Annotated in this window: 22 protein-coding genes and 1 riboswitch; of the genes, 11 read left to right on the forward strand and 11 right to left on the reverse strand. The window is 58.6% G+C overall.

The annotated features are described in order from the left end of the window. Nucleotides 1–36: 36 nt before the first annotated feature. Nucleotides 37–1,821 carry a carbohydrate-binding domain-containing protein gene (locus DWW73_RS04980; protein WP_158563786.1) on the forward strand — a complete coding sequence of 595 codons (1,785 nt, stop codon included), beginning with the start codon at nt 37–39 and terminating at the stop codon, nt 1,819–1,821. A gap of 205 nt (nt 1,822–2,026) precedes the next feature. Continuing rightward, nucleotides 2,027–2,689, forward strand: coding sequence for an alpha/beta hydrolase (locus DWW73_RS04985; RefSeq protein WP_117778919.1), 663 nt, complete (start codon nt 2,027–2,029; stop codon nt 2,687–2,689). Between the two features lie 58 nt (nt 2,690–2,747). Here the strand turns inward: DWW73_RS04985 and DWW73_RS04990 are convergent, their stop codons facing one another. The 4 genes from DWW73_RS04990 to DWW73_RS05005 all read right to left on the reverse strand — a co-directional run bounded on the left by DWW73_RS04990 (nt 2,748) and on the right by DWW73_RS05005 (nt 7,309). Continuing rightward, nucleotides 2,748–4,082 (reverse strand): uracil-xanthine permease family protein, encoded by a 1,335-nt coding sequence (locus DWW73_RS04990; RefSeq protein ID WP_117778920.1) that lies wholly within the window; start codon nt 4,080–4,082, stop codon nt 2,748–2,750. A gap of 122 nt (nt 4,083–4,204) precedes the next feature. After that, entirely contained in the window at nt 4,205–5,338 is a 1,134-nt protein-coding gene (locus tag DWW73_RS04995) for a 5-methyltetrahydropteroyltriglutamate--homocysteine S-methyltransferase (RefSeq protein WP_233509126.1), read from the reverse strand. 155 nt (nt 5,339–5,493) lie between these two features. Beyond that, on the reverse strand, nt 5,494–6,390 hold the full coding sequence (locus DWW73_RS05000) for a LysR family transcriptional regulator (protein ID WP_117778922.1): 897 nt from the start codon (nt 6,388–6,390) through the stop codon (nt 5,494–5,496). Between the two features lie 10 nt (nt 6,391–6,400). Continuing rightward, nucleotides 6,401–7,309: an HAD-IIB family hydrolase gene (locus DWW73_RS05005; protein ID WP_117778923.1), complete on the reverse strand. Its 909-nt coding sequence runs from the start codon at nt 7,307–7,309 to the stop codon at nt 6,401–6,403. A 163-nt stretch (nt 7,310–7,472) separates the two neighbouring features. Then, nucleotides 7,473–7,583, forward strand: a riboswitch (TPP riboswitch). A 51-nt stretch (nt 7,584–7,634) separates the two neighbouring features. Here DWW73_RS05005 and thiM point away from each other — a divergent pair. The 3 genes from thiM to DWW73_RS05020 are packed head-to-tail and all read left to right on the forward strand — an operon-like array spanning nt 7,635 to nt 9,511. After that, the gene (gene thiM / locus DWW73_RS05010; protein WP_117778924.1) at nt 7,635–8,474 is read left to right on the forward strand and encodes a hydroxyethylthiazole kinase; all 840 of its coding nucleotides are present in this window, start codon (nt 7,635–7,637) and stop codon (nt 8,472–8,474) included. 3 nt (nt 8,475–8,477) lie between these two features. Continuing rightward, complete coding sequence (locus tag DWW73_RS05015; RefSeq protein ID WP_233509127.1) at nt 8,478–8,819, forward strand: thiamine-binding protein; 342 nt, start codon at nt 8,478–8,480, stop codon at nt 8,817–8,819. Next, nucleotides 8,816–9,511, forward strand: a complete 696-nt coding sequence (locus DWW73_RS05020) for a thiamine phosphate synthase (RefSeq protein WP_117778925.1) — start codon at nt 8,816–8,818, stop codon at nt 9,509–9,511. Before DWW73_RS05015 ends, DWW73_RS05020 begins: the two co-directional genes overlap by 4 nt. Nucleotides 9,512–9,673: 162 nt before the next feature. Here the strand turns inward: DWW73_RS05020 and DWW73_RS05025 are convergent, their stop codons facing one another. Then, a complete protein-coding gene (locus tag DWW73_RS05025; protein WP_117778926.1) occupies nt 9,674–10,543 on the reverse strand; it encodes a patatin family protein in 870 nt (289 codons plus the stop codon). Nucleotides 10,544–10,867: 324 nt separating this feature from the next. Between DWW73_RS05025 and DWW73_RS05030 the strand changes: the two genes are divergently transcribed. Then, on the forward strand, nt 10,868–13,585 hold the full coding sequence (locus DWW73_RS05030; RefSeq protein ID WP_117778927.1) for an EAL domain-containing protein: 2,718 nt from the start codon (nt 10,868–10,870) through the stop codon (nt 13,583–13,585). Between the two features lie 127 nt (nt 13,586–13,712). Continuing rightward, complete coding sequence (locus tag DWW73_RS05035; protein WP_117778928.1) at nt 13,713–15,242, forward strand: diguanylate cyclase domain-containing protein; 1,530 nt, start codon at nt 13,713–13,715, stop codon at nt 15,240–15,242. A gap of 284 nt (nt 15,243–15,526) precedes the next feature. Here the strand turns inward: DWW73_RS05035 and DWW73_RS05040 are convergent, their stop codons facing one another. After that, entirely contained in the window at nt 15,527–15,847 is a 321-nt protein-coding gene (locus DWW73_RS05040; RefSeq protein ID WP_117778929.1) for a DUF3784 domain-containing protein, read from the reverse strand. Between the two features lie 334 nt (nt 15,848–16,181). On the opposite strand from DWW73_RS05040, the gene DWW73_RS05045 reads away from it, so the two are divergent. From DWW73_RS05045 to DWW73_RS05060, 4 genes are all read left to right on the forward strand, one after another. Further along, on the forward strand, nt 16,182–16,805 hold the full coding sequence (locus DWW73_RS05045; protein WP_117778930.1) for a flavodoxin family protein: 624 nt from the start codon (nt 16,182–16,184) through the stop codon (nt 16,803–16,805). A 16-nt stretch (nt 16,806–16,821) separates the two neighbouring features. Further along, a complete protein-coding gene (locus DWW73_RS05050; RefSeq protein WP_117778931.1) occupies nt 16,822–17,163 on the forward strand; it encodes an arsenate reductase family protein in 342 nt (113 codons plus the stop codon). 86 nt (nt 17,164–17,249) lie between these two features. Then, nucleotides 17,250–18,380: a GTP-binding protein gene (locus tag DWW73_RS05055; RefSeq protein ID WP_055252195.1), complete on the forward strand. Its 1,131-nt coding sequence runs from the start codon at nt 17,250–17,252 to the stop codon at nt 18,378–18,380. Nucleotides 18,381–18,475: 95 nt separating this feature from the next. Next, entirely contained in the window at nt 18,476–19,075 is a 600-nt protein-coding gene (locus tag DWW73_RS05060) for a tRNA (cytidine(34)-2'-O)-methyltransferase (RefSeq protein WP_117778932.1), read from the forward strand. 103 nt (nt 19,076–19,178) lie between these two features. Here DWW73_RS05060 and DWW73_RS05065 read toward each other — a convergent pair whose 3' ends face one another. From DWW73_RS05065 to DWW73_RS05085, 5 genes are all read right to left on the reverse strand, one after another. Beyond that, entirely contained in the window at nt 19,179–20,567 is a 1,389-nt protein-coding gene (locus DWW73_RS05065) for an EcsC family protein (RefSeq protein WP_117778933.1), read from the reverse strand. Between the two features lie 11 nt (nt 20,568–20,578). Further along, nucleotides 20,579–21,223, reverse strand: a complete 645-nt coding sequence (locus DWW73_RS05070; RefSeq protein ID WP_158563787.1) for a DUF4230 domain-containing protein — start codon at nt 21,221–21,223, stop codon at nt 20,579–20,581. Nucleotides 21,224–21,367: 144 nt separating this feature from the next. Next, the gene (locus tag DWW73_RS05075) at nt 21,368–22,180 is read right to left on the reverse strand and encodes an FxLYD domain-containing protein (RefSeq protein WP_117778935.1); all 813 of its coding nucleotides are present in this window, start codon (nt 22,178–22,180) and stop codon (nt 21,368–21,370) included. A 167-nt stretch (nt 22,181–22,347) separates the two neighbouring features. Next, nucleotides 22,348–22,983 carry a recombinase family protein gene (locus DWW73_RS05080; RefSeq protein ID WP_117778936.1) on the reverse strand — a complete coding sequence of 212 codons (636 nt, stop codon included), beginning with the start codon at nt 22,981–22,983 and terminating at the stop codon, nt 22,348–22,350. Between the two features lie 255 nt (nt 22,984–23,238). After that, nucleotides 23,239–25,725 carry an excinuclease ABC subunit UvrA gene (locus DWW73_RS05085; RefSeq protein WP_233509128.1) on the reverse strand — a complete coding sequence of 829 codons (2,487 nt, stop codon included), beginning with the start codon at nt 25,723–25,725 and terminating at the stop codon, nt 23,239–23,241. Nucleotides 25,726–25,773: the final 48 nt, after the last annotated feature.

Here is a 25,773-nt window from a genome sequence, read left to right on the forward strand (position 1 = left end):
TCTAGTCGTATAGGCCCTATGAGAACGGGAGCAACCATGGCAGCCTTGTTCACGACCCCCAAACGCAATGACACTACCGCCGGAACCCATGTTGCCGAACCCGACGTTCGCCGTCGCATAGGACTCGCGCACGGCAGCTGGCGCCGCGTGACGCGCCGCATCGTCGCGGGCGCCGTGTGCGCGCTCACGGTGAGCTCGCTGCTCATGCCGAGCGTCTCGCTCGCAGCGGAATGGGTCAAGGTCGGCGGCAACAAGTACAACACCGCGGCGAGCGACGAGGCCGGTACCTGGTCGTGGGACGGCGCCGACGACTTGAAGCTCAACAACTATAACGGCGGCGAGATCCAGGCCGCAGGCAAGCTCAACGTGAATTACTCGGGAACCAACATCGTCACTGCCGAATGGATCGAAAGCATCAACGTTTCTCATGGCACTAACGAGAATGCCGAGCTCAATATCCAAGGCGACGAGGGCGGCACGCTCAGCGTGACATCTACTGAGGACGCTATCCTCTCCACGGGTAATATCAACATCGACGGAGCCGGATCCGTCAACGCCACGAGCACTGGGTTTGATGCCATCAATGCCGGGGGTGATCTCGCTATCAAAGGTTCGGGCAACGTCAACGCCACGGGTGCATCGGATGGCATCAGGGCAAACGGCAATATCACGATTGACGACAGCGGAGCCGTTACCGCCAGGGCTACCAAGGACAAGGGTATTGGAACCGACAAGAACCTCACCATCAAGGGTGGCGGGACGGTCGAGGCAAGCTCAGCCGATGGTGAGGCCCTTTGGAGCGGCGGCAATATCAACATCTCGGACGGCAGCCAGGTCAAGGCAAGCTCCGAGAAAGACGCTGCCGTCGAGGCCAAGGGCAGCCTCGCAGCCACAAACGCCTCCCTCAACGTAAACGGTGTTGAATATGGCGTCTATGCCCACAAGGGCATCACCCTCGATCATGCAAACGTGACGGTCCGTGCAAGTAAAGGCAGATACGGTGGCGCCAACGCCCTCTTCACCTACCAGGACGACATCGTCGTCAAGAACGGTTCCACCGTGGACGCGTTTGCGGAAGGCGAGGTTTCGGCTGCATTCTCCACCAGAAACGATCGACCCAACGAGAAGGGCGGCCACATCTACATCAGCGACTCCGTTGTCAAGGCCATAGCCCGCTATGTCGAGAACGGCGACGGCCCCATCCCCTACAGCGAAAACCAAGATGGCGAGACGAGGCGCGAACCCCAAGGCGAGAACATCAGCATCATCGCCCAGACCAGCGAGGGCGTCACACCCGCAGTCATCTCGATCATCCGCAGCAAGGTAACGGCCGAAGGAGATACAGCGGCAATCTTTGCCCGTGCCATGAGCGCTGACGGCAAGACAATCGGCACCATCAAGATTGAGAACGCCGCCATCCAGACGCCCGAAGGCGGCAAGGTCATTGACTATCGCAAGCTCCGTGACGGCATCTACGAGGCAGGCCAAGCCATCGGCACGGGCGACGCCACGGTCGACTCCCTCTATATCAAAGCAGTCGCCAAAAGTACGACCATCGCACCTCCCGAGGTAGCCAAGCCGGAAGACCCCAAGCCCGACGAGACCAAGCCCGCAGAAAGCAAGCCCGCGGAGTCCAAGCAGAACCCCAAGTCTGAGGGCTCAAAGCCGACCAAGGCCGTTGCAGTTGCAGCCACGGGAGCCAAGACCACCGGCAAGCTCGCGGCAACCGGCGACGCCTCGAGCGCAGCCATCGCGGCAGCCGCCCTTGCGGGAACAGCCGCCATCGCCGCAGGCGCCGTAGTGAGCCGCAAACGCTCATAGACGCCCTTGATGCACGGGGCGGCACCCGCAGAAGTGCCAGCCTGCGCACCGTTTAGCAACGCCACCGCCGAGCTCCCCTCCGGCGGTGGCGTTTTCCGTTTGCGCCCGCGCGGCGCACGCGAATGTTCTTGATGCTGTCCAACCGGTATACGCTGGCGTGCGACAATTAGGGCTGCCGATATCACAACACCGAGAGAAGCCTGCCTTGGAAGCGCAAAAGCAGATAACCGTTCATTCGGAACACACGGAAGGTGCGCCCGTCATCTACCTCCCCGTGGTCATGGGCAACGGCAGCGAGGTTTATGACCGCTGCCAAGAGCTCGACTGCCCACCGTTCACCCTTGTCGCCAGTGGCGGGCTCGATTGGAATCGCGAGCTGAGCCCCTGGGCATGCGACGGGACCGTACGCGATGCCGAGCCTTTCGGCGGCCAAGCTGCCGGTTTTCTCGATGAGCTGCTGAATCAGATAATCCCCCAGGTCGAGTCGTCGCTTCCTCAGCCGCCCACCTGGCGCGGCGTTGCCGGCTACTCGCTCGCGGGCCTCTTCGCGCTTTGGTCCCTCTGGCAAACCGGTGCCTTTGACCGCGCCGCGAGCGCATCGGGGTCGCTATGGTTTCCCGACTTTGTCGATTGCGCCAGCACGGCGCCATTTGCCGGCAGCCCGCAAGCTGTCTATCTGTCGCTCGGCAAAAAGGAAACCAAGACGCCCAACCGCATGATGAGGCACGTGCTCGACGACACGCGCGCAATGGAAGAGCTACTCATCGAGCGCGGCATCCCAACAACGATGGAACTCATCCCCGGCAATCACTTTGCCCAAACCGACTTGCGCATGGCCCGCGGCATACACTGGATACTGACGCATTAAATATGGCGCCCACGCGTACGCATGGGCGCCATATTTTTGATTTAGCTGAACACAACTACTACTCGACAGTCTCCTCAAGCTCAGAAACGTCGAACTCGAAGTCGTTACCCGGCAGAATCGCGTTGAGCACGATGCCAACCAGCGAGCCCACGGCAATGCCGGACAGCGAAATGGTCACGCCGCCCAGCTCCAACACGATAGCTCCGGCGGTGCTATAGGCAATGCCGAGCGAAAGTACGAGTACCAGAGCGGCCACCAGCACGTTGCGGTTGTTCTGGAAATCGACCTGGTTCTCAATGAGGTTGCGCACGCCTACGGCACTGATCATGCCGTAGAGTACGAGCGACACGCCGCCGATAACGCATGGCGGCATGGCGGCGATCACGGCAGCGAACTTGGGGCAGAACGAAAGCACGATGGCGCAGCACGCGGCAATGCGAATCACGCGCGGGTCGAACACGCGCGTCAGGGCAAGCACGCCGGTGTTCTCGCCATACGTGGTGTTGGCCGGAGCGCCAAAGAGCGAAGCCAGAATCGTGGCGAGACCATCGCCGAGCAGCGTGCGATGCAGGCCGGGATCGGCAATGTAGTTGCGCTCGCAGGTGGAGCCAATAGCGGAGATATCACCGATATGCTCGATCATGGTTGCAAAGGCCAACGGCATGATGGTGATGATGGCTGTCGTGGCAAGACCGCTATCGAACTGCGGCCCAAAGAGCGCAAACACGGTGTTATCCCACACGATGGGCAAACCGACCCAGGGAGCGGCTGCGACGCCAGAAAAGTCGACCTCGCCCAGCGCAGCCGCAACGGCATAGCTCACCACAACGCCCAGCAGAATCGGCACGATCTTGACCATGCCGCGACCCCAAATGTTGCAGATCACGATAACGGCAACGGCAATAACAGCCACAAGCCAGTTGGTCTGGCAGTTGGCAATAGCGGAGCTCGCCAGAATCAAGCCGATGGAAATGACGATAGGGCCAGTCACCACCGGCGGGAAGAAGCGCATGACGCGCTTGGCGCCAAAGGCGCGGAACAGGGCCGCCAGCACCGGATAGAGCAGGCCGGCACAAGCTACGCCCAGGCAGGCGTAGGGCAAAAGCTCGGTCTCGCCGTTGGGCGCGATTGCGGCATAACCGGCAATAAAGGCAAACGATGAGCCCAGGAATGCAGGGACCTTACCGCGCGACAGGAAGTGGAACAACAGCGTGCCCAGGCCGGCAAACAAAAGCGTTGCCGATACCGAGAGGCCGGTGAGCACGGGCACCAGCACGGTGGCGCCAAACATGGCAAACAGGTGCTGCAGACCGAGCAAAAACATGCGCGGGCGGCCGAGCGACGATGCGTCGTAGATGGCATCGGTGACGGCGGGCGTCGAAGACTGGGACATGAATGTCCTTTCGAATGGAAGGGCGATCGGGCATATCGGATAACCTGCCCGAACGATACGATCCGAACCATTGTACGCGATACGCCATGTCTCGCACGCGCCGTCACCTGCGAACGTTACTGCTATTTCCAAACGCGCTCGGCAACGCGCTTGACCAGCGCGATCTTTGCCCATTGCTCGTCCTCGGTCAGCTTGTTGCCAATCTCGCAGCTGGCAAAACCGCACTGGGGCGACAGATACAGGTTCTCGAGCGGAACATACTTTGCAGCCTCGTGAATACGCTCGACAATGGCATCCTCGTCCTCAAGCTCAGCGGCCTTGGTGGTCACCAGGCCCAACACGACCTTCTTGCCGGGGGCAACGTACTTGAGCGGCTCAAAGCCACCGGCACGCGGCGTATCGAACTCCAGATAGAACGCATCGACATCCTCATGCGCAAACAGGTACGGCGCGACGGGGTCATAGCCGCCCTCGAAGGCATAGGTAGAGTGGTAGTTACCACGGCACACGTGCGTGTTAATGACCAGGTCGTCGGGCTTACCCTCGATGGCGGCGTTGTTGAGCGCCACGCCCAGCTCGCTTACCTTTTGCAGGTCGACCGGGCTCATGCCGGTTTTGGCGACAAAATCGGCATCGCAGTAGATGCCCCAGGTGCAGTCATCAAACTGGATGTTGCGGCAGCCTGCAGCGTACAGGTCGGCAATCACCGTGCGATAAGCAGCTGCAATGGCGTCGGCAAGTTCCCCATCGGTCTTGTAGACAGCGCGCAGGCTCTCCTGCTGGCCGTCGCAGCGATCGAGCGTGACCTCAGAGAACGTCTGGATAGGCGCCGGGATGGTCTGGCGTGCAACGTGGCCCTCGCCCTCAAGTGCCTTGACAAACTTAAAGTGCTCGACGAACGGATGATTCTCGCCGCTGATGGGACCGGTCACCACGGCGGTATCGGCTGTGGTCTCCTCGTCGTGAAACATGTAGCCCGTACGCGAGGTACGGCGTTCAATGCCGTTAAGGCCCCACATAAAGTCGAGGTGCCAGTAACTGCGGCGAAACTCGCCATCGGTAATCGCCTGCAGGCCGGCGGCCTTTTGCTTGTCCACCAGGTCGCGAATGGCCTCATCCTCGACGGCCTTAAGGTCATCGTCATCGAGCGTACCCGCGGCGTAGGCGGCACGGGCGTCCTTCACGACCTGCGGACGAAGAAAACTGCCGACGATATCGGCGCGAAACGGCGCATTCAGCGTGGTTAAAGCACTCATAGATATCTCCCTTTGCATTGGTTGCTTTACTGGGACAAAGTATGAGCGCTCATATAGCCATCGTAAAATATACGTTTATAACAGTTTGATATAGATGCTTCCTATATCAGTTGGGACTGCCATGAAGAGATTTGACCTGTACAGGACGCAGCAGTCTAGATATGCTGACGGATCGCGTCGATATAGGCTTGACCGTAGCGCGTAAGCGTCGTGTTCTTGCGCGTGATGATGCCGATCTCCATGTACTCATCCACATCGAGCGGAATCGAGATAATGCCGGGGCCGTTGAGTTCGTGGCTAATTACGCCCGAGCACACCGTGTAGCCGTTGAGGCCCATGGCCAGGTTGAACAACGTCGCACGGTCACGTACGCGGATATTCTTGCGACGCTCAAAGGTCGAGGTCAGTTCCTCGGAATAGTAAAACGAGTTATAGCTGCCCTGCTCGTAGGACAGGAACGGGTAGTCTTCCAAGTCCTCGAGCGTCACGCTCGAGCGGCCCGCCAGCGGATGGTCTGCGCACACGAAGACATGCGGCGTGGCGCAGAAGAGCCCTTCGAACACGAGCTCGTTGGCCACCAGCATGCGCTCGATGACCTCGCGGTTGTGCTCGGACAGATATAGGATGCCCAGTTCGCTTTTCATATGCGCGACGTCCTCGATAATCTCGTGAGTCTGCTCCTCGCGCAGGGTAAAGTCGTAACGCGTGGCATCGAACTCGCGGATCACGTCGACAAACGCGTTAACGGCAAAGGAATAATGCTGGCAGCTCACACTAAAGTGCGGCACCTGCTCGGATGCGCCCTTGTACTTGCCCTCGAGCAGGTCGGCCTGGTCGAGCACCTGGCGCGCATAGCCCAAGAAGGTCTCGCCTTCCTCGGACACAACGACGCCCTTGTTAGTGCGCTCAAAGATATGCACACCCATCTCGTTTTCGAGATCGCGAATCGACGCGGTAATCGAAGGCTGCGACACAAAGAGCCGGCGCGAGGCCTCGGTGATGCTGCCGCATTCGGCAACCTTTACAACATATCTGAGCTGTTGAAGCTTCATGATGGCCTCCCTAGACGTCCGCGAAACCCGAACCCGCCGCATCTGCCTGACGCATAAACGACGGCATCTCCCCCGTCGCGGCGCAGGCGGCAATCTGATGCAGAGCCCCGGCAACCGCATCGTCTGCCGCAGCGCCGATATGCCAGCGCGCGGCAGCCGTGACGGCCTCGTTGGCATTGGCGACTGCAACGGAGTTGGGGACGGCACCGATCATGGGCAGGTCGTTATCGGAATCGCCAAATACGGCCACCTCGTCGGACGTCAGGTCCAAAGCGCGCGCCAGCTCCAGCGCAGCGCAACCCTTGTCCCAACCTGCTGGAAGAATGTCGAACAGGCGCACACGATTGTTGGGAAACACGAGCGAGAGTTCCGGCACCTCAGCGGCAACGCGCTCGCGTAGCTCCGCGAGCTCCTCACGCGAACGAGCACTCCAGATATTCGCCTTGAACACCGACGCGTCATCGACGACAGGACGGCACGGGGCCTCTTCGCCCTTGAGCCATGCGTTGCCGCCCGACTCCATGGCGCGGCGCACGCGCTCGGGGTCGCTCGTCACACAATAGGCATCGTTGCCCCAAAAGTCATCACCCAGGCCGTAGACCTTCAGATACGTATCGTCGGTCTCTTGCTCCAAGTAGTCAGCCAAGCGCATAAGGGCGGCGTTGTCAGTCGCATGCGAGGCTACCACCTCGCCGTCCACAAACATGACCTGGCCGTTGCAGAACGCGCCGGTCGAGAAGCACTCGGCGCGATTGCGGAACATCCAGCCCATCGCGGACGGTTGACGGCCCGAAACCGGGCCAAAGTGCAGGCCCGCCGCCTGCATGGCATGAATGCCCTCGATGGCATAATCGCTGGCGCCGTCGCGCCCGGCCGGAATCAGCGTATCGTCCATATCGGTCAGCACAAGTTTGATCATAGAGCCCCCTCGGTCATTCTTAATCCCGTCTATTGTACCGACCTGCCAAAAAGAGACAGGTTTATATTGGCAGGTTTTATCTGGGAAAACGCAAAGCCCCAGTTTTTACCTGCCAAAATAAACCTGTCCCTTTTTGGCAGGTGCGCTAGTATAGGAAACAACAGATTCGATGCGGGAGTGCCGGCGGTGCAAACCACAAGGCTGAGAGGGCATGGGGCCCAATCCTTTGAACCTGTCAGTTAATGCTGGCGTAGGGAGCATGCCGCCTTTTTAGGGGCGCTGTCTATGCACAGCGCCCCTTTTCTATGCCAAGGAGGCATGTGCAGTGATCGATTCGAAACAGCTCAAGCAAAACGTGGTCAAGGCAGTGGAGAAGATTCGCGCCACCAATCCGATGGCGGGCTCCATCACCAACACGGTGACGATTGACTTTGTCGCCAACGCGCAGCTCGCCGTGGGCGGATCGGCCGCCATGGTCTATCTGCCCGACGAGGGCGAGGCGCTCGTTGCCGGCGGCGGCGCCATCTATCTGAACATGGGCACACTCTTCCCCATCTACGAGCAGACGATTCCCCGCGCGGCCAAGGCGGCACACGACGCCGGCAAGCCCTGGGTGCTCGATCCGGTGGGCCTGGGCATCGGCAGCCTGCGCACCCAACTGGTAGGCGAACTCAAGCAGTACAAACCCGCCATCGTGCGCGGCAATGCCTCCGAGATTATCGCGCTCGCCGGCCTGTGGGGCCTTGAGGGCGAAGCGGCCGATCTGAGTCGCGTGCGCGGTGTCGATACCACCGACACGGTAGACGCCGCCCGCGGCGCCGCCGTGGCGCTCGCCCGCTACACCGGCGGCGCCGTTGTGGTCTCGGGCGAAGTCGACCTGATTACCGACGGCACGACCGTGGCCAAGTCCCACGGCGGCAGCCCGCTCATGTCCAAAATCACCGGCTGCGGTTGCTCGCAGGGCGGCGTGCTGGCCGTGTATGCCTGCGCCGCCGACCCGTTTACGGCGGCCATCTGCGGCACGGGCGTCTACAACGTTGCCGGCACGCGTGCCGCCGCCGTCGCCGATGCCCCGGCAAGCTTTAAGGTCGCCTTTATCGACGAGCTCTACCGCGCGACCGCCCAGAACATTGCCGATAACCAACTCGAGCTCGAGGAGGCATAAGCCATGTCCGAGTCCGTAACCAATGCCGGCATGAACACACTCGTCGCCGTGGCCATCGCCCCGTGCGGCACCGGCGACGAGCTGTCCGCCGAGGTCGCCGAGGTCGTGCGCGTCATTCGCGAGAGCGGCCTTCCCAACCGCACCACCTCGATGTTCACCGAGATCGAGGGCGACTGGGACGAGGTCATGCAGGTCGTACGCGACGCAACCTTTGTGTTGGCGAGCAAGGGCATCCGCACCGAAGTCGTGCTCAAAGCCGATATTCGACCCGGATTTACCGACACCATGACCGGCAAACTCGAACGCATGGAAGCGCAAATCAAAAAGCAGGAGGAAGCACGATGAGCATCCGCGACAACCTTGATATCTCTGCCTATCTGGTACTCGGCCCCGAAAACACCCTCGGGCGACCCGTGGGCGATGTGGTGGCTCAGGCGCTCGACGCCGGATTTACCTGCATCCAGGTGCGCTCCAAGGTGGCAAGCGCCCGCGAGATCATCGCACTGACGGGCGATGCCGCCCAGGCCATCGCCCAGGCCGGCAAAACCGGGCAGGTCGCGCTGCTGATCGACGACCGCCTTGACTGCGTACTTGCCGCACGCGAGCAGGGTATTGCCGTCGACGGCGTGCACGTGGGCCAGAGCGACATCCCCGTCGAGGTCTGCCGCAAACTTTTGGGCCCCGATGCCATCGTGGGTCTTTCGGCCCGCTGCGAGGAGATGCTCGAGTACGTCAAGACCGCCGACATGAGCCTGGTCGATTACCTGGGCGTAGGCCCGCTCCACGAGACCGAAACCAAGCGCGACTGCGGACGTGCGGCAGATGGCTCCATCATCACCAAGAGCTTTGAGGACCTGGCCGCCCTCCATGCGGCAAGCCCCGTCCCCATTGTGGTGGGCGGCGGCGTCAAGACGGCCGATCTGCCGCAACTCAAGTCCACCGGCGTCGACGGCTTCTTTGTGGTGAGCGCTGTCTGCAGCGCCGACGACCCCTACGCCGCAGCCGAGGAGCTCATCGATACCTGGCAGCAAGCATAGACCTATGCCGAGCAGCTGCTCCGCAGCCTCATATCTTCAAGAGCGGAAAGCGCATCCCAGTTTGGACGTCCATTCTGGGATGCGCTTTCCGCATAGAGGACCAGCGGGAAACTGCGTCCCAGTCTGAACGCTGATTACGGGATGCAGTTTCCGGCGTAGTCCCTACCCCGCCAGATACGCTTCCAGCGCGGGCAACGTCGCCTCCGCATCGCGACGGCCGATCTGGTAGATGCGCTCGAGTTCATCGGGCTCGCGGCACAGCGACGGCACCTTCACCGATTCGCTCGGCCGCACCACAAAGATCTCGCCAGCGGCTTCGCGACGCGCCAGGTCATCGAGCGTGGCATTGTAGACCTCGTGCCGATGCTCCAGCGCCGCAACAAACTCCGGATAGTGACGATACACGCGACGCAGCATAGGCATCACGCTATTGGGCTGCTTTACAAAGCCTGCCGGCTGCGTCAGCACCACCACGTTGCGATCATAGCCCTGCGCAAACAGCCAAGCGCTGGGAATGGAATCGGCAACACCGCCATCCAAGTACTTACGACCCTCGATGGCAACAGGACGCGTCGCCACGGGAATCGCCGACGACGCCCGGATCCACTCAATATCGCGCTCGTCGCCATAGGGCAGGTCATGGTAGACGGCCTGCCCCGTCTTAAGATCGGTACATACGCACGTAAACCGCATGGGGCAGGCGCGATATGCCTCCAGATCGATGGGATCGCGCTCGATGGGTACCTCATGATAGGCAAACTCGGCATTGAACATATCGCCGGTTCGCAACCAGCTCGTCACGCTCGCATAGCGCTTGTCGGCGCAATAGGCCTTGTTGTAGCGAATGGCGCGGCCGATCTGGCGCGATTTAAAGTTGTAGCCAAACGCCGCGCCCGCCGAGACACCCACCATATGGTCGCAGGTTAAGCCGTGCTCCATCCATACGTCGAGCACGCCCGCCGTATACATACCGCGGTAGCCGCCTCCCTCGAGCGCAAGCCCCACCGTGCGCGTCGTGTCTGGCTGTGCCATGCGACCATCTCCGTTCCCGTGTTTTAAAGCGGAACAAGTATACCCGCCAACATATATCGACTCAGTCGCATTTATATCGAGCATCGCATCGTCACGCTACCGATTGGCGAATAATAGCCGCCCGCGGCAGGGGCACCCATATACAATCCTCTATTGTTGTTTATACTACTCAATAGTTATCAGCAGCGAACACGGACCGACATATTAAACCAGCGACGCAGCAAGGCGGGGGCCTGGATACACGCAAAGCGTTGAGCAGCAACGCGTGTGTACAACGAGCTCGCCCGACGCAATACACCCCGACCTCAGGAAGCCGCTTACAGCATGGATATCGCCAGCAATTACACCGAGACGCTCGAAAAGACCATCCGTGACCTTCTCGAGCGTCAGGACGATCTGATCAGGACTGCCTTTACCGACGAGCTCACCGGTCTTGGCAACCGCGGCGGCTTTACCCGTTCCCTCGAGGAAATCTGGGAGCAGGAATTGCCCGTAACCATGGCGTTTATCGACATCGATAACCTTAAGCACTGCAACGACATCTTTGGACACGACGAGGGCAACCGCTATATCTTGCAGGTAAGCCTCTATCTCAAGCTGTATATGAAGGTGGACGAGGCGGCATTTCGCCTGGGAGGCGACGAGTTTGCCATCCTGTCCACAATCGCGACCGAGGATGACCTTGCCGAACGTCTGGAGCACTGTCGAGAGGTCCTGCTCAAAAATAACGATTCCGAGATGCCTCACTCGTTTAGCTACGGAGTGTCACACGCCGACCCCGCCCTGGGCGAAGCCTCCAATCGCATGACGCTCGATGCCGACCATCGCATGTACGACTACAAGCTGCGCCATGCCGTGCACCTTGATCGACGCAATATCACGCAAGTCCACGCCGACGACTTCGAAATAAGCGATCGAATTTTCGACGCCCTTTCGATGCTCAACGAAGGCCGCTATTTCTTTATCGAGAACTTGGACAAACATCGAACCCTTTGGTCACAAGGCGCCTTGCGCGATCTTGGTCTTCCTTCGGAGCATATAGACAACTGTCACGATTATTGGAAAACGCGTGTCCATCCCGATGACCTTGAGGCCTATACCAACGACATCGACCAAATCTATGACGGCTCCAAACATCGTCACGTCATGCAGTACCGCGTGCGCAATGCCGCCGGCGATTACATCCTCGGCCGTGCTCGCGGGTTTCGTATCGACGGCGACGGAAATGTCCCCTCGCTCTATGTCGGCGAGCTCGTCAACCACTCGCTTGCCGAGACCGTCGACGCCGCCACGGGTCTCGGAACGCAGCGCACGCTGATCAACGCTATCGATGCCTGCCGTCGCGACCGTTGCGAGACGGGGCTTATAGCAGTGCGCGTTCGCGGCACGGCAAAGCTCAACGAGCTCTACGGGGCCGAGGCCGTCGACAACATGCTCGCCGAATACGCAGGCCGCATGCTGTCGATTACTCGCGGCAGGAGTCGCGTCTTCCGTTCACGCAACGCCCAGTTCGTCGTGCTTAGCAACAATTTGGATCACGAAGCATTCGAGCAACTGATCCAACATCTCAAAGAGGCCGTTTTCGCTCCCGTTCGAATCGCGGGCGACACTATTACCCCCGTCTGTCTTGTCGTTCCGGCCTTTTACGAGCACCTGACCAATCAAACGGCCGCCGTTTTAGGCGAACTCGACCGTCGCATTCGCACGGCCGGCGGGCTTGTTCCCAACGACAGCCTCCCCATACCCGAGGTGGAGCGCAAAAGCGCCATCGCCGAACGCATCGATCCGCTCACGGGTCTCTATCGACCCAGCGAGTTTATGCGCCGCGCCAACGAATTTCTCGAGACAAGGCGCAACGGCGCCTGGTGTATCGCCACCGTCGATATGGGGCACATGCGACTGTTCAACGAATGGCACGGACAGGCCGAGGGCGACCGCGTACTCGCCGATGTGGGCACGGTTCTCAAGGACATCGAGAATGCCGCCATGGGCGTCGCAGGGTACTGGGGCCAAGACGATTTTTGCGTACTCATCCCCTTTGAACACGACACCGTCCATCAGATCTATAGCCGCGTTCGCCAGGCCGTGGCCAAGCATGATGACGGCGTGGGCTTCTGGCCGTCCATGGGCGTCTACCCCATCGACTCCAACGAGGAAATCACCATCGATGCGCAGGCCAAGGCCATGTTTACCAATCGGCGCGCAAAAAACGACTTTAAGGAGCGCATTGCCATTTTCCGCCCCGAGGAATACGAACACGAAATCGCGTTCCACCGCACGCTGACCGAATTCCAGTATGCGCTCTCAAACGGCCGCATTACCTACTACTTGCAGCCCCAGGTCGACATGGAAACCGGCGAGATCGTTGGCGCCGAGGCGCTCACACGCTGGATTGACAAGGATGGCTCCCTCATTTCACCTACCACCTTTATCCCCGCTCTCGAGGAAAGCGGTTTTGTGGTGACGCTCGACAAATATGTTTGGCAGGGCGTCGCCTCGTGGCTGCGTGAGTGCATCGATCGAGGGCTGCGCGTAGTTCCGATCTCGCTCAATGTGTCGCGCGTGGATATCCTTGCCTGCGACGTCGCCGAGCATATGGGGGCGCTTGCCGCCCAATACAACCTACCGCCCGAGCTCATGCGCATTGAGATCACCGAGACGGCTTATACGGGAGAGTCCGAGGCCGTGGATAAGCTGACGGCCGACCTACACACTCGCGGTTTCTCGACCTACATGGACGATTTTGGCACCGGCCAGTCTACGCTCGCGATGCTCAAGAACGTCAACGTCGACGTCATCAAGCTTGATCGCACGTTTGTGCCCACCGACCGCGATCAAAGCCGTAGCGCGCAAATCGTTTCATCAATGCTCGAGATGGCGCAATCGCTCCATCTGCCCGTTGTAATCGAAGGCGTCGAGACAAACGAGCAGGCGAACATGTTGCGCCAAATGGGTGCCCGCTACGCACAAGGGTTCCTCTACCACCGTCCCATGCCGGTGGAGGATTTTGAGGCATTGCTCGATGGCGGCGCCGGCAACTGATACGCTCGCGCGCAAAACACCACCGTCTAGGGGAGCATTTGTCCCCATTGGCTAACTCATATCCCCAATTCAAACCGAATTGGGGATATGATACGGGGCGTCCTGTCACCCAAGGAGGTTATCCATCATGAACGAGTCGTATCGCCTGGGCGAGCAATCAATCATTACCCATCTTCAGCGACTCGCGAACGGGGCCTCAACCGCCGAGCTCGATGTCGCTGCGCTGCCCCCGGAGCTGCGTGCCATCGGCGAGCAACTGCAGAAAACGCTCGCCATCCTGCAACAAGAACGCGAGCTGCTTGAGCACGGCGCCTATATCGACTCGCTCACCAATCTTGGCAACCGTGGCGGACTCGACCGCCATGTCGATCAGCTCTGGCGCAAAGGCACCCCCTTCACCTGTGCCTATATTGACATCGATCGCCTCAAGCATTGCAACGATAAGTTTGGCCACGCCGAGGGCAATCGCTACATTCTGAGCATCTGCCGCGCACTCACCGAGACAATGGAGCACGATGAGTTGCTGTTCCGTATCGGTGGAGACGAATTTGTACTTATATCCCCCACGACAGACGAAGCCGAGCTCGAGCAGCGCCTGGAGCGGACGCGTGCCAATCTTATCGAGGCAACATCAGGCGGCAAGGCGCCCATGATCGCCAGCTTTAGCTTTGGCTGCTCGCGCGTCGACCCACTTGCAGGCGATACGCGTCGCCAGATGACAAAGGACGCCGACCGCAAAATGTATCGCTACAAGCTCATGTACCGTGTGCAACAACCGGAAGAAGGCGATGCGCTGCAACGCCCGATCACCGAACAACCCCCCTGCAACGACCGAGTGTTTCAAGCGATCTCCATGAGCTCCGAGACACGCTATCCATTCATCATTAACCTCGACACCGGCGAATCGCAATGGTCGGTTAATGCCGTGCGCGATTTTGACCTACCCTCCCAGCATCCCTACAACTCGCTCGATATATGGCTTGCCCGTGTTCACCCCGAGGACCGCGACAACGTACGTGCCGAGCTCGATATGGTGGTAAACGGCACGTGGCACTTCCACTGCATGCAGTATCGCGTCATGAATACCGCCGGAAAATACGCGCTTTGCGACTGCACGGGTTACCGCCTGGACGGCACCGATACCGAGCCCAACATGTATGTGGGCATTGTCACCAACCGAAGCTTGGCAGATACGACCGATTCCGTGACCGGTCTGGGCGATATCCACGCCCTGGTCAACGCCATTGGCGAGATGCGTCGCGTGGCACGAAACGCGGGCTTGATCGCCATTAAAATCGACGAAATCGCACAGGTCAATGCCCGCTTTGGCTTTGATGCAGGCGACCGCGTTTTGGCAGAAAGCGCCGCCTGCCTCATGGATTGCTCGCGCGGCAAGGGTCGTCTGTTCCGCTCGACCGGACCGATGTTCGTGGCGCTCTTTGACGAGCTTGATCCCGAAGAGACCGACGCGGTTGCAGACGAAATCGAGCGGTTCTTGGGATCGCCCGTGCTCTTGGGCTCATTTGAATATCAGCCGCCCCTTCGCGTGGCCACACTTCATCTGGACACCGTCGACCGACAGCCTGTTTCCATTTTGAACGAACTTAATGCGCTGATTAAAGAGACGCCGCAGGTACCGGGCACCAAGCTGGACTAGCGTTATGGGGCGCATGATGGTTAATTTCCGATCTCAACCGAACACATTGGGCAAATAGGTCGTACCCGCAGTTAGCCGAACGTCCCCGCAGTCCCTCCCGGGGCCCGGGGGCACCGTTTCGATACTCTTAGTTTACTTTGCCTGATGCAAATAAGTGCTCAACAAGATAGAACCTATCCCCCGCCACGGATATGCCCTCGAGTAAATCTGTTAAGCCAAGCCTATCAAATTCTATTGACAATTGGCTGCATTGGTCCATTTTGTCGTCCAGCCACTTCCGCTGGCTATCGCCTCATAAACACAAACCTAACGAGCCGCACGAACGACAAAGAGGCCAAGCTGAACAGAAGTAGAACCAAAACTTCAAAAACGCTGGTATTCCAATCGCGTACCCAGTCCTCTACCGCCCACAAGAAAAACAGCAGCCCCATCCATAACGTCACAGAAGAAATCAGCTTTGCGTAAGGGCGTATATCAATCTCGCTCTCCCTTTTTGTGACATCATATCCAGCAATTGAGCAGAGCCATCTTCCTCTTCGGTATTGGATTGAAAGGACAATCAAGGCAATCGAAGTCATCAAGCAAACAGCATCCTCTGTTCCCATAGAGTTTCCTTTGCTTTCCATCCTAGTTACGCATTCACAATCGAATCAAACCAAGTATGAATTACTCGATAGCAACCGCCTTAGTATAAACCATAGCCGCCGCAGCAGCCCGCCTTCCAAGGCCTCAAAGCTCGCCATCGAGGGCGACCCGCCCAGACCCCTTACAATCTGCTCGAACGAGGCCCCGCACTCCAACATCCTCTGGACCGTATCCCGCTCGTACCTGGTGAGCGTGCCTGCCGTGGGCCCTCGGGGCCGACATCGTGCCCCACGCCATCTGCCCGCTCGTGCGATAATCCTCCGCAGAAGTCACCGACAGCAGAGGGAGTTTGTGATGAAGGTTCTTTTGGTCAATGGCAGTCCCAAGGCAAACGGCAATACCGCCCGCGCACTCGCCAAGGTCGCCGAGCAACTCAACGCCGAGGGCATCGATACCGAGGTGTTCCAGCTGGGCGCCAAGCCCATTCGCGACTGCATTGGCTGTGGCCAGTGCGGCAAGCTGGGCGGTCGCTGCACCTTTGACGACGACGTGGTCAACGAGCTGATCGCTGCCGCCGAACAGGCCGACGGCTTTGTCTTTGGCTCGCCTGTCTACTACGCGCACCCCAGCGGCCGCATTCTCTCGGCACTCGATCGCGTATTCTATGCCGGTAGCAAAGCTTTTGCACACAAGCCGGGCGCTGCCGTCGCCGTCGCCCGTCGCGGCGGTACGTCGACGACCTTCGACGTGCTCAATAAGTACTTCACCATCAACCAGATGCCTGTGGTAGCGTCCACGTACTGGAACAACGTGTTTGGCTGCGTGCCCGGCGAGGCCGATGGAGATGCCGAGGGTCTGGCCACCATGCGAAACATCGGCAAAAACATGGTCTGGCTCCTGCGTTGCATCGAGGCGGGCAAGGCTGCCGGCATCGAAGCCCCCGAGGCCGATCGCGAGCGCACCAACTTTATCAGGTAGAACGGCGGAACATACTATGAACGTGCAAATCTTCGGCACCAAAAAGTCGTTCGACACCAAGAAGGCCCAGCGCTATTTTAAGGAGCGCCGCATTAAGGTGCAGTTTATTGACCTTAAGGAAAAGGAGCTGAGCAAAGGCGAGCTCACGAGCGTGATGCAGGCGGTCGGCGGCATCGACAAGCTGCTCAACCCCAAAGCCAAGGACGAGGAGACGCTCGCGCTCATCCAGCACCTCACCCCTAGCCAGCGCTTCGACAAGTTGCTCGAGAACCAGCAGGTTCTAGCCGAGCCCATCGTGCGCAACGGCAAAAAGGCCACCGTCGGTTATTGCCCCGATGTATGGGGAGCCTGGGAGTAGCCTGTGTTATTTGCCGGCGCGTGGGTATAAGAGCAGGCGTTTGGCATAAGATTCAATTGTAAGCCATGTCTAACAAAGGAGGGCATATGCCCAACAAACCCGTGAAGATCATCATGCTTACCGGATACCTCGGTGCCGGCAAGACCACACTGCTCAACCACATCCTCGCTAACGACGGCGGCATCCGCGCCGCCGTGATCGTCAACGATATCGGCGAGATCAACGTCGACGCCAGCCTCATCGCCGACGGCGGCCTTTCCGAGACCGACGACCTCATCCCGCTCACCAACGGCTGCATCTGCTGCACGCTTTCGGACGACCTTGCCAACCAGCTGCAGGGCATCGCCGATTCGGGCAAGTTCGACTACATCATCATCGAGGCCTCGGGTATCTGTGAGCCTATCCCCATCGCCTACACCATCTCGAGCTTCTGCGACGAGGCCAAGGTGGGCGGCCAGCCCAAGCTTGCACTCGACAACATCGTGGCTGTGGTCGATTGCGCCCGCATGTACGACGAGTTCAACGGCGGCCGCGACCTGTTGGCCGAGGATATCGACGAGGACGACATCGAGAGCCTGCTCATCCAGCAGATCGAGTTCTGCTCCACGCTGATCCTCAACAAGACCGATACCGTGAGCCCTGAGCAGATCGCCGAGCTCAAGGCTATCGTGCGCAGCCTGCAGAAGGACGCCGTGATTGTCGAGGCCCAAAACGGCGAGGTCCCCATGGAGGAGCTGCTCGACACCGACCGCTTCGACTTTATGCGCGCCTACAACTCCGCCGCCTGGATCGAAGCCATGGAGCATCCCGAGGAGCACGACGACCCCGAGGTGCTCGAGTACGACATCGAGACCTTTGTGTACTCGCGCCGCAAGCCGTTTGACCTGCAGAAGTTCACCGATTTTGTTGAGCAGGAGTGGCCCGACGAGGTCATCCGCGTCAAGGGTCCGCTGTGGCAGACCGGCGATCCGGACATGTGCTACATGTTCGAGCAGGCCGGCCACCAAATGCGCCTGATGGAGAACGGTCTGTTCGTTGACTCCGCGCCCGAGGGCGAGAAGCAGAAGATCATCGACGAGAACCCCGAGATCATGCAGATTTGGGACGACGAGACGGGCGACCGCATGACGAGCCTGTGCATCATCGGCCGTCACATGGACAAGGATGCGCTCATCGCCTCCCTCGATGCCTGCCTGACCGACTGGCACCGCGCCTAGATTTATCCAAGCGAGCATTTTTCCGCCTACGTAACCGCCAAACCACCACGAAGGTGCCCTTCGTGGTGGTTTTTCATTCTGAGCCAAGGAGATTCATGTTCAACATTGTGCTGTATGCGCCCGAGATTCCGGCCAATACGGGCAATATCGGCCGCACCTGCGTGGTTACCGGCGCCCGCCTGCATCTGGTGGAGCCGCTGGGGTTTTCGCTCGACGACAAGACGGTGCGTCGCGCCGGCCTGGGCTACTGGCAAAATTTGGACGTGACGACCTATGCCGGCTGGGAGGATTTCCTTGCGCGCAACGGCCTCTCCCCCGCCGACGAACGCCTGCATCTGCTGACCAAAAAGGCGCGCCGCACCTATGCGCAAAGTACCTACCGCGACGGTGACTTTTTGGTCTTTGGCAGCGAGAGCTCGGGGATTCCCGAGCCACTGCTTGCCGCAGCGCCCGAGCGCTGCGAGCGCATCCCCATGTTGCGCGATTGCGACTCGCTCGAAAACGCCGACGCCTGGGAGGCCCACGAGGAGTCGCTCAGGCATACCGAGGACAGCCACGAAGCCATCCTTCGACAGGATATCTGCGGCAACTTCGTCGACCCGGACGACTACCGCATCAGCGCTCTCAACCTCTCCAACAGCGCCGCCATCGTCCTCTACGAGGCCCTGCGCCAAACAGGCTTTCCGGGAATGTGACAAAGGGACTGTACCTTTGTCACACAATTAGGTCCGCACCCCTACCTATACCGATTTACACCAAACGCCGCCAAAGTTCTCCGCCATCGAAGAACACGGCCGGCTATCCTTCTGCATCGCAAGCCTCAACCACAACGTTCACAGCGGCCGTTTCCATACCCACTAGTATTGCAACACGCTCCTGTTTTTCAATGATGAATCGCTTGTGGTAGAAGATGTTGGCATATTGCAAAACACGATTCATCTGCGAGACATCAAACAAGGCGCCGACAGCGCCGCCAAATACGGGAATAGCCTTGCCGAGGGATTTTTGAGTGATATTCCTGCCAATTTGCTCGAGTACGTTTTTGAAAACACTGCTCTCGATCGACTTCTTACCGGCATTCTCGAGCGCCTTACGCGCAGCGACATTAGCAAGAGCGCGAATCTGCGTGACAAGCATAGCCGCGCCGCCCCGTGCCGCCATGGCCGTCCAGCCCTTCTTGACTGTCTGTTTCACGCCCTCCATCTCGGCCACAAGCATCACCTTACCGATTGCGAGAGCCATGCCATCAGCAGAACCTGCAGACGGAGCCATCGCGTTTGAAAACACATCGCCCGCAATGACCATTTCAGCCGGATCTTCTTTAACGTTAAATCCGTACATCATGGCCACTGACTGCACCGCACGATAATAGAGGAACATGCTGAATACGATATTGAAAGGCAGACCGGCAAAACCAGGAGCACCCGTCACCGCACCCTCGGTCGCCGCAAGCAGCAGGTGCTTACCGTTCTCACCTGCCGCAATCTTCGCAACGTCAAAACTCCGAAGCATGAATAGCTCATCAATCGAACGGATAGTAACGTTTTCAAGAGTGGTGTTTGCGGCCTCAACAATCTGCGCCTCAGTAACGCTGTACTTGGCAGCTTGCTCCTCGATAACCTTGAAACCATCGACAACCTGCTTCATAACCTGTGCATACAGCTCTTGTTGCTGAATCTCACTTGTAAGCCCGTCGAGCGCATCTCCAACGGTAGCACGAAGATTTTCCGGTATCTTTGACCCAGCCTTATCGGTCAGCTGTTTGAGTTTTGAAGGCGCCACCATCTTTTCGTATTGCTCAGTCAATGCCTCGAGCTCGGCAAGCTCTCGATTGGTCAGTAACGGGTCGGGCAACACCCAATCACCATTACCGTCGATGAACGTCGACGACAGACCGAGTTGCTCTTGTCGCTTTGCGTTGTAGCGTTCGTTCGCCGCGGCTGCGGTTGCAGAAGCAATCCCGTTTGCAAAGTCCGAAACACCTTTAAGCGCATTATCCGCCAACGGGCTAGCGGCTTCCGCCAATTCACCCGATTTCTTTTGAGCCTCCTTGACCACATCCATAATGGCGTTTCCAGCGCCATTAAATGCTCCAGTCATTATGTTCTCCAGCGAAGAAAAACCAATACCGGACTTCTTCTGTTTTTCGAGCTTCGCCTCAACAAACTGCTGCTGTTTGTCCGACACGCCAATCACCCTTACTTAAACGTAACGTTAACATCGACATCGTCGCCGCATAGGGCTTTGACCTGTTTTTCGATCAGACCACGGGCTCTGTCATCAGATTCTTTGAGCATATTGCTCTCTTTGACCTTCTTGGTCTGCTCTTTCTTAGCCTGTTTCAACAAACCGTTCAGATCGTCTGTACTCACTTGATTCCAGTTCAGAAAACCATTGTCCTCAACATATTTCTTCAGTGTATTGGGGTCTGTTGAGAAAGAGGTAATTTCCGAGTGAGGCAATGTAACCTTTACGCTCTTGACCTCTGAGCTCTTGTCGTTCATATCAACCCGCTTGATTTCAGTCTTCACTTTATCGGCATTGATCCCGATGTCAGCCTTGCCGTCAATCGTTGCGACATATCGCTTAGACGTAAAGGGGTTTTCCCACCCAAGCGGATTCCCCGCTTCGTCAATTGAGAGCAGCTGCGTGAAGTTATATTCGTACGTCACGAGCTTTACGACCGGAGTAATCTCCTCACGAATCGAATCATCGGTGATCGTTGTGGGATTACGCGTCAAATACATCCAGATGCACCCGGCAGTCGCCACGGCTGTAACGGCCAGCAAACCGCCAAAGACAAGCTTTTGCGTTATTGTTGTAAACAAGTTAGTTTTTGCCATCCTGTTTCGCCTTTCTTTTATTAGCTCGACTTTTCCATCATCTTCCATCGTGCGCATGGCTGCACGAATCATTCTGTCAACGGCTTAATGCAAAACGCGACCGTTCGGAGAAAACGGTCGCGCTCTCTTTCCTATTCCCGCGAATTATTCCTTGACACTGTAACTCGATACTGTCGGTGCAACCCTCGAAGCGTCAACCTCGCTTATTACCTCAAACTTCACCTTCTCGCCAGGCGCCCAGGCGGATGTATCTGCGTAGCATTCTTCCGCCCTTACACCATCGGCATCGTAAAGGGCAACATTTAGAAAAACGTTTTCGAACGATATGTCGGAGGTGTTTTCGACGATTGCGGTGTACGTATAGAGGCCGTAGCCATCGTCACTTTTCTCAAAGGTCGCCGATGAGAGCAGACCGTTGATGGCCTCATCATTATGCGTCTTCTCCTCTACGGTCCTACCGTTCTTGATCAGCTCGTCAAACGCATCACGATACTCGTCATCGACCGTCAAGTCATACCGATCAACCAGTTTCTTAAGCTGTGCTGATCGTGCGTCGTAGGCCCTTTCCCATTCGTCGTAGTACTTGGGATCCGATTCCGCGTACTTCTTGACAACATCAAGCTGATTATCAAGCAGGTTGAGATAGGCGATGACGTCTTCTTGCATCTTAGTGTCTTTAAATGACGCCTTTTTGAGTTCTTTGTCGTTATCGACCTCGGTTTTAATTGCCTCTTTTCGCACTTTATTCGAGCCTAGATCAGCATCCTCTCCCAGTGAATCAAGGTAATCAGACCGCTTTTGATAGCCTTGAGCAATCACGGCCATTGCACGGTCGTCGGCATAATCAGGCTCATCGTTTTTCTTCTCGGCCTGCGAGCAGCCGCTCAGCAGAAGAGCCCCACAAAACACCGTCACAAATAGCGCGATCGCCGCAGCTATCCCATAACGCCTTTTCATTTCGTCCTCCTTTAAATACAAAACAAAACACGATATCTAGCCACCTCGTCAAAAAGCAGACGAATTGGCAACGCGGTGGCACTATTTGGTTCTAGGGCGTGAACTGGATAATCATCGAGGGAAGGAGTGAGCTCTGTGCAATAAACTCCCCTCGTCAAAATGTCTAGCTAAAGAGGACGGGCAGACGGCGGACGGTCAAAACTGGTCGCGTCCGCCCGCCTCCAACGGTCGAACGTCGATGCGCTAACGTTCAAAAGCGCGGCGGCCTCTCGCCTCGTGACCTCACCCCCTTCATATGATCTGATGACATCGCGATAGCTATCTGGGCGTTCGAGTGCCGGCCTCCCAAATCTCACGCCACGCAGGCGCGCCGACGCGATACCCTCCGCCTGGCGCTGCTTGATGTTTTCGCGCTCTAGCTGCGCCACATAGCTCAAGATCTGAAGGACCAGATCCGCCATGAACGTTCCCGTGATGCCATCGGGCTGCTCGCGCGTATCGAGTAACGGCATATCAAGCACCACGATGGCAGCACGCCTATTCACCGTGATGCGTCGCCATTCATCGAGGACTTCACGATAATCGCGACCCAAACGGTCAATACTTTTGATTACGAGAACGTCACCCTCGCGCAACCTGCGAAGAAGACGCTGATATTGGGGGCGTCTAAAGTTCTTACCGCTTGCCTTGTCAGCGTAAATCCGACCCTGTTGGACGGGAAACCTTCCCAGTGCGTCCAACTGGCGATCCAAGTTCTGGTCTGCGGAAGAAACACGCGCATACCCAAAGATTCGATTGTCCATAATTGCCCCTATCGGCCGCCTCTTGGCAGCATCAGCTCAAGCGAGAGCCCACTCACTATAGGGCGTGCAAATTTCGCGAATGGGCTAAGGTCATTTTGGCCCTCAGACACAAGCTGTTCAAGCGCTACATCGATAACATGCTAGCTTTTAACAGCAATTAACTGCTTTTTACCAGAATTGGCTAGAAAAGAAAAGCGTGATGCTGACAGGCTTTGCCAGCATGAGACAAAGGAACTGTCCCTTTGTCTCATTCGGTTAGAGATAGCGGCCAGTGATGCTCTTGGAGTAGGCCGCGATGTCGCCCGGTGTGCCGACGCAGACGATTTGCCCGCCGGCATCGCCACCGCCCGGGCCCATGTCGATCACATAATCGGCGTTACGGATAAGGTCGAGGTCGTGTTCGATCACGACAACCGTGGCGCCCTTGGCAACAAGGCCGTCAAACACACTCAGCAACACCTGAACATCGAGCGGATGTAGTCCGATTGTGGGCTCGTCGAACACAAACACGGCATCATCCTGCACGCGGCCCATCTCGCTCGCGAGCTTAAGACGCTGCGCCTCGCCGCCCGAAAGCGCCGGTGTGGGCTCGCCAAGTGTGAGATAACCCAAGCCCAGGTCGTGCAAGGTCTGCAAGCGCGCCTGAACCTTCTTGAGTCCCACCGTGGCGTCGAGGGCCTCGTCCACACTCATGTCCATAAGCTGCGGCAACGTCAGCAAGCTCCCGTCCTTGCCCTCGCGATGGATATGCGAAGCCGCATCTGCATAACGTGAGCCGCGACATGCCGGGCAGACGATCTCGACGTCGGGCAAAAACTGCACGTCGAGCGATATCGAACCCGTGCCATCGCACGTAGGGCAGCGCAAAGCGCCAGTGTTGTAGCTAAATGCGCCTGCCTTGTAGCCGGCTGCCTTGGCCTCGGGCGTGCGGGCGAAGGCGCGACGCAGTTCATCATGGATGTCGGCATAAGTCGCTACCGTCGAACGCACGTTGGCACCGATGGGCGTGGCGTCTATCAGGTTGGCACGTGCAATGCCCTCGGCATCGACCCAACGCACGTGTTTTGGCAGGCGCTCGCTGGCTGCCTGCGCCTTAAGTGCCGGGATGAGTGTCTCGAGCACCAACGTCGTCTTACCCGAACCCGAAACGCCCGTCACCGCGACAAGGCGACCGCGCGGTATATCGACTTCGAGCGGTTTGACGGTATGGATGGCATCGGTCGCCATGCGGATATGGCCCCGGTCAAACATTTCGTCGTCAGGCACCTGCGGACGCAAGCGCTCAGGCTCCGAGCGCAAAAATGGGGCGATGCGGCTGCCCTGCGATTGTTCGACCTCGTCTACCGTACCGGCGGCGATTACATGGCCGCCGCCTGCTCCCGCAACGGGGCCCATCTCGACCAGATAGTCGGCTTCTGCCAGCACGCGCGTGTCGTGGTCGACAACAACCACGGTATTGCCGTCGACCACCAGATCGCGCATCACGCCCACCAAGCCGTCGACATTGGCAGGATGCAAGCCGATCGAAGGCTCGTCCAGCACATACAGCACGCCCGTCGATCGGTTGCGCACCACGCGGGCAAGCTGTACGCGCTGGCGCTCACCCGTGGAAAGCGTGGCGCCGGCGCGGTCGAGCGAAAGGTAGTCGAGACCCAGATCGACCAGGCGACGGGCCGTGCTCAAAAACGAATCGCAGATATCCGTCGCCATGGGCTGCATCTCGGTCGGCAAGGATGCGGGCACTCCGCGCACCCACTCAATCGCCTCGCCCAGCGTCATGGCCGCCGCCTGCGCCAGATTGATACCGCGCACCTGGGGCTGGCGCGCAGCCTCGGAAAGACGCGTGCCTCTGCAATCGCGGCACGGTCCCTCGCGCAAAAAGCGCGCAACGCGCTTGAGTCCCTTATCGTCCTTAACCTTGGCGAGCGCATTCTCGACGGTATAGACGGCGTTGTAATAGGTAAAGTCGAGCGGCGTGGCGCCCTCGCCATTTTTGGGAACGTAGAGAATGTGCTTCTTAACTGCCGGGCCATGGAACACGATGTCGCGCTCTTGAGGCGTGAGCTGGTTAAACGGCACGTCGGTACGCACGCCCATCTCGCCGGCCACCTGCTTCATCAGGTCCCACATGAGCGTGCCCCAGGGAAGCACCGCGCCCTCGTTGATGGTCTTTGACTCGTCGGGCACCAGGCTCGCCTCGTCCACCTCGCGCATGGCGCCGGTGCCGCCGCAGGTAGAACACGCGCCGCCACTGTTAAAGGCAAGGTCCTCGGCACCCGGCGCATAGAACTCGCGGCCGCATGCGGGGCACGTGAGCGACAGGCCCGCCGCCACGTTAAGGCTCGGCTCCACACGCGCCCCGCAATGCGAGCACACGTGATGGGCGCAGCGGCTAAAGAGCAGGCGCAGGCTGTTGTTGAGCTCGGTCATGGTACCAAAGGTCGAACGCACGCCCGGTACGCTGGGGCGCTGATGCAACGCGAGCGCCGCCGGCACGTGCAGCACCTCGTCCACCTGTGCGTGCTCGGCCTGCGTCAGGCGACGTCGAGTATAGGTGCTGAGCGCCTCCAGGTAACGGCGCGAGCCCTCGGCATAAAGAACTCCCAGCGCTAGCGAGCTCTTGCCCGAACCCGACACGCCGGCAATACCCACGAGCTTTCCCAGCGGAATATCGATATCGATGTCCTTGAGGTTGTGGACACGCGCGCCGCGTACCTCAATAGCGCTTGGTTGTTGCGACACCGTCATCGCTTCCTTTCCTGTTGATCGAATGTGACAAAGGGACAGTCC

The sequence above is a fragment of the Collinsella sp. AF16-8 genome (genome assembly GCF_003462695.1).
GTDB lineage: Bacteria > Actinomycetota > Coriobacteriia > Coriobacteriales > Coriobacteriaceae > Collinsella.